Source organism: Psychrobacter sp. CMS30, assembly GCF_904846565.1.
Taxonomy (GTDB): Bacteria; Pseudomonadota; Gammaproteobacteria; order Pseudomonadales; family Moraxellaceae; genus Psychrobacter; species Psychrobacter maritimus.
This window is the reverse complement of the sequence record NZ_CAJHBF010000039.1, coordinates 1-8833: the sequence shown is the minus strand read 5'-3', so window position 1 is coordinate 8833 and position 8833 is coordinate 1. Positions and strand designations below refer to the sequence as shown.

The window sequence follows — 8833 nt, the reverse complement described above, 5'->3', positions numbered from 1 at the left end:
GCGGCTGAAATCATCGCCGGACGTCCGCCAACGAAAGCAATCACTACGGCAATACAAAATGAGGCGTACAATCCAACTTGAGGATCAACACCGGCAATGATCGAAAAAGCAATGGCTTCAGGAATAAGGGCTAGAGCGACAACCATACCAGCTAGGACATCGCCTCTAACATTGGACAACCAATGTTCTTTAATAGTAGTTAACATGTTTAACTCAGTTTTTAGGAACTGCTTTAGTCTGTCAATAATCGCGATATCTAAGATAAGAGGTATCTAAAATAAAAGGTCTGACACACTCTCAGCTAGGCATAATGCCTACCAATCAAGGAATGTGAAAATGTGAAACGTTATATTTAGCGAGTTATTGTCATAAATTGCTTTTAATAGCTTGTTTATAATGACTCGATAGATAAATCGATTATAGATACAAATATTAAAGCAGTGCGTGTGCACAGGAAAAAGCGTAAAACGCTCTATGACAGAAATTGCTATAGGGAGCAATTATTTACTTAGGAGGGGGTCAAACAGTTAAGGCGGAATATTCATCTTTGTAGTAAACGACTTTTATAGATGAAAGGAGTAATATTTCTCGTAATTATAACATACATAGCACCAGTCAATAAAAATATCTGGCTATTACTCCCATAACAGTACTTATAGAAATCAAAAATAAGCCAATTCACTCTCGAAAAACTCACTGGATGTACACAATGAAGTACACCGATGTTACTTCAATAACTCAAACTATTGCTATCATTAGCATACAGTCCAAGATTCAAGTCCTCACTAGGGTACCGAACTTAATAATTCGCAAGCTCATCCTCTTGCTCATCACACACTCTCAACCCAATTTGTACGGCCTCACGCAGATCAGCACCTTCCTTGACACTATGAGGCACATTTGGCGTCAAACGACTTAGCTTTAAGCCATCTACCGCTGCTTTATTAAGCGGTATACCAACGTAAGATTCATCGGTGTAACCCTTAGGATGAAAAAACACCTCACGACCAAAGGAAGGATTTGAGGCACACGCAATCTCACCCTCAGGCACCGTAAACGGATAAGGTGTTGTGTAATATTTACTCCATGTCTGCTCACTCACTACGATATAGCCTGAACCATACAGATCATCTTCTGTATTGCCTGAGCTGCACCCAATCATAACGATAGACGCTACTGCAATTAACCACCTGGACATATTGATTCGCATGGTACGCCGTCCTTATCACGATCTAGCTTGGTATTTCCACATTTGAGTGCTTGTTTGGCTTGTTCACAGCTAACCATCTGCCCACAAGTGCGCGGTAAGCCTTTGCATTGAGAGCCGCCAGCACCTTTAGCAAACAACGGATGTTCTACCTCGACATCACTATAAAATGGATTATCAGTGACTGTAACTGCTGCCTGAGAAGATAAGGCAAAGAGAGATAACGCCATACTTAGAATAAATTTTTTCATAGAACCTACTTTCTTTAAGACCTAAGACACTGCTTTCAAGCATTAATAATACCCTATATTTGTTCAATAAAGTGAGTGCTATATAACCAACCGTCTGATTTACACAGCAGTTTATTTATAATTTGCCTGATAGACGGGTTAATGCCATAGTTGTTCACTGAACGTTCTGGACAGTTGTACTGTACAGTTTCTAAAAACGTACTTGAACACTAGGTGAACAATGAACATATCGGTGACAAAAGCGGCAAAAGAATGGGGTGTATCAAGAACCACGATCTATCAGAAGGTCAATGATGGTGAGCTTTCTAGAACAGCAGATAAGAAAATAGACGTTTCAGAAATGTTGCGCGTGTTTGGTGAGCCAATTTCTAAAAAACGTACTGAACGTTCAGTGGACACTGTTCAAAGTACACCTCTGAACAGTCAAAGTGTTCAGTACAATACGGATATTGAACACCTATTAGCACTTGAAAAGCTCAAGAATGAGCACCTCAGCCAACAAGTAAGCGATCAAAAAAAGTTAATTGAAAATTATCAGCAGCAGATAGGACAGTTAAACAAAACGCTGGATAAAGCCAACGCTAGTATCCAGGATTTAGCACAAGTGAGATTATTAGAATTCAGACAATCTGAAACCGATGATAAGATACAATCCGAACAAAAACAGAATACTGAAATAGCCGCTATTACCGAGAAGAAGAAAAGATGGTGGGGTTTTTAAATATCTCCTTATGATGCCGAAGCCCGAAAACCTAATTTATCGAGATAAGGTACGTAAAAAGCATGCTTACTTTCATCTAAAAGCTCAATTTCGATCCGTTCAGCAAATGCTTTATAATCCTCACCTTGCTTAGCATAGTTAGACAACTCACTCATTTTCGATAGCTTAGCCGCAAACACACCCTTTTGTTTATCTGTCATTTTTAAAGGAGTCAGCATATCAGGCGTATCACCATCTCTCTTTATGCCTGTCGCTTTCTCAGGCTTAGTATTTATTTTGAATTTGAACGTAAACCCAACAATTCTACGGCCTTCTTTGTGCTGTTCATAAGTCGCTGTAATATTCGTATTATCATTAATCTCATTAATAGCATGGTCTAAAACACGACTTTTAAAATTACCCATAGTTTTATATTGGTGCTCTTCGATACCCAAACGAGTACGTAAATTTCCAATTGTAATTGGAGGGGTTTTACCAACACTACTCCACTGCATTAATATTTCAAAGATACGCAATGCGTAGATGCTATTTAGGTCTTTTATTTGTTGTAGCTCGTACTCTGTATATTTCTCACTAAGTCTTGTTATCAGTGGAATAACGTCATTTCCAAACATAACCTCTACATACCCCCCGCCCTCACTATATGAAGCACGTTGCACGAATCTGGACTTATTTATCTTGTCACGTCCCTTTGAATCCTTATCAGTCCAAACAAACTCGCTTTCATAAAGACTTTCACAAGCAGACTTCAGTGAGCGATAAGCAGTAGTTTTATCACATTCAAAATGCTTCCCGTAATCAGACGCTCTGATACGGTGGACACCTCCAATTTTAGACATACTTCCTTGTTCTCTTGCTTCAATAATAGCTAAGATAATTACACGCTGAGCGACTAAGTTGATCGCATAGCCCGACTCAATAAACGCATTAGCTTTGCTTACTATACTAGTTTTTGTCATATAAAATCCGTATATATATACTTCCAATTTTTTATTGTATATAAATATACTTTGATTGTAAAGACGTATATCTATGGGTGTATAAACGTATATCTATGGGTGTATAAACGTATATCTATGGGTGTATAAACGTATATCTATGGGTGTATAAACGTATGCTTATCTAACCTAAAAGCCTTGACTATAAAGGGATACAGCCTACTTAAAAGCTTTTAAAAGCTATTAAAAACATTAAAAACCTTTTACTTCTTATTTTCTAATTCTTTTTCAATAGGATACTTCTCTCTAGCTTTACGTATAGCTGGTTGTACAAACCATTCCCAGTAATTCATCAGCTCATCATAATGCTCACTGATATAGCCCATTAGCTGAGCAGCAGTAAAATCGTATCTATGATCTTTAGGTTTAGAGAATTGAGTTAATTTTGATTTACTGACATTAACTCCAAAGTACCTAGCTATTTGCATAGCTCTATAAGAGTTAACTTCACGTTCTAACCTATACCCATCTTCTATACCAAGTTGGCAAAGTTCAGTACCACCAAAATCAATATCCTTTAAGAACTCAATCATGGCTTCAACTCGAGCAGAACGTACCGCATTGTAACGTTGCATATTCCTACGTCTCTTATCCATAAATAACTCACTCACTTTTAGAATAGGTACAGACAATAATAATACCATAGGTACAGTCATTTATCGTATGTAGGTACACACAATAGACAATCTATAGGTACAGTCATTAAAAAATAAATAGGTACAGACAAATATAGATTTTATGTTAGTATTTATTAAGCCAGCAGTCACAAGAGGGGGCTATTTATTACTACGTAATACTTATCCTATCCCTCATGTGAGCTGGTTAAGGGGAGACCCCTTAAAATCCCCTAAAACCCTTACCTAGGTAATCGTTATGACTGAGCCAAAACCTACCGTTCTTGACAAGAGAGCCAAGCGTAATAGAGAGATTGCGATTCGCGTCAATGACTACGAACTTGCTGAGATTAAGAAAAGAAACCGCGAAAATACGGTGGCCAGTTGGTTACGAGGATTGGCATTAGGGGTTACTCCTGTTAAGCCAGTTGATCCTGAATTGGTGCGTCAGTTGGGTAGAATCGGTAGCAATCTTAATCAGCTGACCAAGCATGTGAATATCGAAAAGCACGTTGATGCCGAGGTGCTTAATGAGATTAAGGCGATTAGGAAACAGTTGCATGTGCTGATAGAGACGAGTATCGAATACTCAAAAGTAGCCGCGAGGGATGGTGATGATTGTTAAGTTCTCTAAGCATGGTAAAGGCAAAGCGAGTGGCGTTTTAGACTACCTTCTTAAAGAGAAAGGGAGTAAGGGTACTTTGGTACCTAGAACGCATGCAAAAGTGCTGTACGGCGATCCTGTGCTCACTGAGCACTTAATTAACACGACCTCTCACAAGACTAAGTATAAGTCAGGGTACTTATCTTTTAGTGAACGTGCGGATGAGATTAGTGAAGCCGATAAAAAGCGCATTATGCAGGAGTTTGAAGCGGTCATATTCTGCGGGTTAGAGAATGATCAGTACGATATACTATGGGTTGAGCATGCGGATAAAGACATTGATGACGCTCATCCTGTCGGACGACTGGAGCTGAACTTTGTGATTCCCTGTCAGGAACTGCGATCAGGTAAGGCTTTTCAGCCGTACTATGAGCCAGCAGATCAAAAAAGGGTGAACGCTTGGAAAAATATTATCAATTCAGAAGTCAAAACCATTAAGGGTAAGCCGTTAAGTGACCCTAATGACCCTAAACGCAAACGTCTAGTTAACCCATATAGCAGTAATGCGCCGCGTCCGTCGCCTTTTGATGCAAAGGCGTATACGAAAAAAGATGCAGATAAGGACGAGGAGACTATCGCCAATCCTCCTAACCGTAAACTATTAGAGGAAGCGATTAAACGTCGTCTGTTACTGGATTGGCAAAATGGTATCGCTATGAGTCGTCGAAGAGTGCTAAGTCGGCTAGAACAGTGGGGCTTGAAGATTAATCGAGGTAATAGCGAGAAGACGTTATCGGTGACAAGCGATAAGCTAACCGATAAGAACGGCAAGCCAATGGGTGTTAGGCTCAAAGGCGGTATGTTTGAAAAAGGATTTGATGGTTACAAGTTTGAACCAGATGCGAAAGAAGAAGATCATTCTGCGTATGACCGTACAGCTAGCAGAAACGAGCGCATGCAGTCAGATAAGGAGCACTTAGCCACTGGGATAGAAATAAAAGAGGCTTATCATCAGGAGAGATACCAGAATTTAGCCACGCCTGAGCCGTTAGTGGCAGATAAAGCTGTTCAACAGGAGCTAGAATCAGCTAAACCAGCTCCTACAGAAACTTATAGGCCGAGTTTTAGACCAAGGTTTTGATAGGTGATAAATGGATTTTATGGTTATATACTTTTTTGCTACTTAATAAAAAAACAAGGATTTGCGTTTTATGACTATTGAAAAGGCTAAACAAGCTCTTAAAGACTTAAAGAGCTTTGCAAATAATAATCCACAAGAATTCGATAACATTATCAAAGAGCTAGGTAAAAATGGCTATGTTACGAATATCGATACTTACTTTGAGTATAGCAAATTAACAGTAAAGGATTGTTGTGGAGATAAATACGGTTGTTAACGCTACTATCCGCTTTTATTTATATGGCTAAGCTAGTTTAGCTAGCCACTCATCGAGTTTGCCCCTATAAAGTATCTACTGTTACTGCGTCACTGTCTCAAAATTTAGCTTATTTGATAAGCAGGCTTCAAAGTCTATTAACTTGAAATTCCACAAATAAACCAAAGCAATACTATAAATAGTTGCTTCGGTCAGCTCTTCGATTATCGCGCCAAAGGCATGAGGGAACACGATGGCGTTCTCTCCCATATATTGAACTGTGGCTAATACTGCCACCACGAGATATAACGTGATAGGAGTGTTTTTTAGCACTGTCCAACAATAACGCCATGAATAAACGAATAAGCCCACCATAAGAATATAGACAATTGTGAGTACGATATCTTCCCACCAGTCATAGGAATGGTTTAGTAATAAGAAGTCACTAGAAATAAACAAGTCTGGCAGATGGTTTAACTCTCTACGAATAACAGCGAAGAAAACCAAGACTGAGGCCAGCCAAAAGTAACGACCCAATTTGATACGGCTCTGCACTATATACTGTGTACAGCGTAATAAACAGACTATTAAGATAATAGTGCTAGCGATTTCGATAATGCCATTTTCAGTAAAAATGCTGAACTCTTAATACACAAATAATAAAAAAGTGAGCGCAAAGGCTCACTAAATCATTTAAAAAAATAGGTGGTGTTCTAAAAAATAGAACCCACTTAATCAGATCAGTAACGATTCTAATTAAGCGAATTTAGTGCCTATCATGGGTGCAATGATTTGCCAAAGTGATTGTTTGATGTCTTAGCGTACTAAAATAATCGGAGATAGCGTCTTGGCGATGATCTTTGTCGTAGTACTGCCAACAAATAACTGTTGGAGTTTAGAATGACCATAAGCACCAATGACAATAATATCGACCGCATTTTGTTGCTGAAAAGCCAATAAACCATCAACCGCATTAGAGGCGGACAACTGATGCGCTTCTATCGTAAATCCTGCTGTTTTTAGCTGCTCAGTCGCTGCTGCCAAACTTTTTTTAGACGTCTCATCATCATTACCTATCATAACGATATGCCCTTGTAAGCCTTTTAATAGTGGGCTTTTAGAAATAATATCGACGGCTTTAATAGCTGTCTTACTACCGTCAAACGCCACCATATATGAGGTGGGTTCTTTAAACGTCTCTGAGCAGATCATAACTGGCACACTAGAAGCACGAGCCACAGTTTCGATTTGACTACCAATATTGATGCGACTGTCTTTGTGATCTTCGCCGCGTCGTCCCATAACGATGACACGGTTTTTGCTATTGAAGTGTTCAATCGCTGGCAGCAGCTTGCCATGACGTTGATAAATTTTCACGTCCACACTATCGAATCGACTTTGAATGTGGCTTTTTGCATCTTTCACCAACGCATCGCTATAGCTATTAGCAATTTTTGCTCTTTGCTCGTCCAGTTGCGTGAGTTCCTCGAGTAAGAGCTGGCGACTGTTAACACCTATCGCGCCTGATAAATCACGTCTGCTTGAAGCAGGAACGTCACTCACATGTAGTAAGCCGACAGGTAGGTTCAATTTGCTCGCATACCATGCTGCATAATCACAAACGGGTTGCGTCACGGCTGAACCATCGATACACGCTAAAATATGCTGTTCTGTGTTCATTATTTGTCCTTAAATTTTAATTTGGAGTGTCCATGTCCACTTCACCAAAACTAATAGGCTTGATGGACACTATCGTTAGTAGACGTTATTAATGAGCACCTAAGCTTTGATCAGCGTCAGGTTTGTCATGAACGCCGAACTTTTCTATCATCGCTTGGCTTGCTTCGTTCAGACCTATCAGTTCAACCTCAGTACCCTCACGGCGAAATTTAATGATTACTCGATCAATCGCGGCAACGGCTGTCACATCCCAGAAATGCGCTTTTGATACATCAATGACGACTTTGGTTATAGACTCTTTCACATCGAACGACTCAATCAAACGCTCTGCTGATGAAAAGAATACTTGACCATTGACGAAGTAATAACGCGTTCGTTCTGCTTCATCTAATTGCGTATGTACGCTCATATAGCGTTCAATTTTACTGGCAAAGAATAGGGCTGATAACAGCACACCAATTAATACGCCATATGCTAAGTTATGAGTCGCAACCACCACAGCAACCGTCGTAATCATAACAATGTTACTTTGCAATGGTTTGGTTTTTAGCTCCTTAAAAGAACCCCAGTTAAACGTACCTATAGCAACCATAACCATTACAGCCACTAATGCTGCCATCGGAATAATTTTTAACCAGTCACTTAAAAATACAACCAGAAGTAATAAAAATACACCCGCCACTAATGACGATAGGCGCGTGAAACCTCCTGATTTTACATTGATGATAGATTGTCCAATCATCGCGCAGCCTGCCATACCACCAAAAAAGCCACTGACGACGTTGGCAATACCTTGACCTTTACACTCTTGGGTACGGTCACCTTTGGTATCGGTCAAGTCATCTACGATGGTCATGGTCATCATAGACTCAAGCAAACCAACAATTGCAAGACTGATCGCATACGGCAAAATAATCAACAAGGTGTCTAGATTAAGAGGAATATCAGGTAGTAAAAATATCGGTAAGGTATCCGGCAGTTGACCCATATCGTTGATGGTACGTGCTTCTGCGCCCAAAAATATGGCTATCGCCGTTACCAGTACAATACTGACCAACGGTGATGGAATCATTTTACCAATTTTAGGAATGTACGGATAACCATAGATAATGATTAAACCGAGAGCCACCAGACCATAGACGTGGACTAGATTTGAGCCTGCTTGCGGCATAAGCTCCGGAATCTGTGACATAAAAATCAAAATCGCCAAAGCATTGATAAAGCCAAGGATGACAGATTGAGAGACGTACTTCATCAAATTACCCAGCTTCAAAAAGCCAAAGATAATCTGTATCACCCCTGTCAAGACACTGGCTGCTAGCAAATACTGCAAACCATGCTCCCTAACCAGCGTGACCATGAGTAATGCCATCGCGCCGGTT

Annotated in this window: 12 protein-coding genes; 4 read left to right on the top strand and 8 right to left on the bottom strand. The window is 39.9% G+C overall.

The genetic code is table 11. The annotated features are described in order from the left end of the window. From JMX94_RS12985 to JMX94_RS12975, 3 genes are all read right to left on the bottom strand, one after another. On the bottom strand, positions 1-206 hold a 206-nt coding region (locus JMX94_RS12985; protein ID WP_201565983.1), incomplete at its 3' end, for a SulP family inorganic anion transporter. Positions 207-799: 593 nt separating this feature from the next. Then, positions 800-1198, bottom strand: coding sequence for a hypothetical protein (locus JMX94_RS12980; protein WP_191692530.1), 399 nt, complete (start codon positions 1196-1198; stop codon positions 800-802). Beyond that, positions 1183-1437 carry an excalibur calcium-binding domain-containing protein gene (locus JMX94_RS12975; RefSeq protein WP_082894387.1) on the bottom strand — a complete coding sequence of 85 codons (255 nt, stop codon included), beginning with the start codon at positions 1435-1437 and terminating at the stop codon, positions 1183-1185. The genes JMX94_RS12980 and JMX94_RS12975 overlap by 16 nt, the downstream gene beginning before the upstream one ends. 241 nt (positions 1438-1678) lie before the next feature. Here JMX94_RS12975 and JMX94_RS12970 point away from each other — a divergent pair, with 241 nt between their 5' ends. Continuing rightward, positions 1679-2179, top strand: a complete 501-nt coding sequence (locus JMX94_RS12970) for a hypothetical protein (RefSeq protein WP_181717049.1) — start codon at positions 1679-1681, stop codon at positions 2177-2179. A gap of 8 nt (positions 2180-2187) precedes the next feature. Here JMX94_RS12970 and repM read toward each other — a convergent pair whose 3' ends face one another. Both repM and JMX94_RS12960 read right to left on the bottom strand, forming a co-directional pair. Next, positions 2188-3138 (bottom strand): replication initiation protein RepM, encoded by a 951-nt coding sequence (gene repM / locus JMX94_RS12965; protein ID WP_181717048.1) that lies wholly within the window; start codon positions 3136-3138, stop codon positions 2188-2190. Between the two features lie 242 nt (positions 3139-3380). After that, complete coding sequence (locus JMX94_RS12960) at positions 3381-3821, bottom strand: hypothetical protein (RefSeq protein ID WP_225211749.1); 441 nt, start codon at positions 3819-3821, stop codon at positions 3381-3383. A 229-nt stretch (positions 3822-4050) separates the two neighbouring features. On the opposite strand from JMX94_RS12960, the gene mobC reads away from it, so the two are divergent. The 3 genes from mobC to JMX94_RS12945 all read left to right on the top strand — a co-directional run bounded on the left by mobC (position 4051) and on the right by JMX94_RS12945 (position 5792). Continuing rightward, complete coding sequence (gene mobC, locus JMX94_RS12955) at positions 4051-4416, top strand: plasmid mobilization relaxosome protein MobC (RefSeq protein WP_191692527.1); 366 nt, start codon at positions 4051-4053, stop codon at positions 4414-4416. Beyond that, positions 4406-5536: a relaxase/mobilization nuclease domain-containing protein gene (locus tag JMX94_RS12950; RefSeq protein ID WP_191692526.1), complete on the top strand. Its 1131-nt coding sequence runs from the start codon at positions 4406-4408 to the stop codon at positions 5534-5536. The genes mobC and JMX94_RS12950 overlap by 11 nt, the downstream gene beginning before the upstream one ends. A 70-nt stretch (positions 5537-5606) precedes the next feature. After that, positions 5607-5792: a hypothetical protein gene (locus tag JMX94_RS12945; protein WP_191692525.1), complete on the top strand. Its 186-nt coding sequence runs from the start codon at positions 5607-5609 to the stop codon at positions 5790-5792. Between the two features lie 81 nt (positions 5793-5873). Here JMX94_RS12945 and JMX94_RS12940 read toward each other — a convergent pair whose 3' ends face one another. The 3 genes from JMX94_RS12940 to JMX94_RS12930 form a co-directional block, all read right to left on the bottom strand. Then, a complete protein-coding gene (locus JMX94_RS12940; protein ID WP_227673653.1) occupies positions 5874-6326 on the bottom strand; it encodes a hypothetical protein in 453 nt (150 codons plus the stop codon). A 261-nt stretch (positions 6327-6587) separates the two neighbouring features. Next, positions 6588-7451: a universal stress protein gene (locus JMX94_RS12935; RefSeq protein ID WP_191692524.1), complete on the bottom strand. Its 864-nt coding sequence runs from the start codon at positions 7449-7451 to the stop codon at positions 6588-6590. Positions 7452-7539: 88 nt separating this feature from the next. Next, on the bottom strand, positions 7540-8833 hold a 1294-nt coding region (locus tag JMX94_RS12930), incomplete at its 5' end, for a SulP family inorganic anion transporter (RefSeq protein ID WP_201565982.1).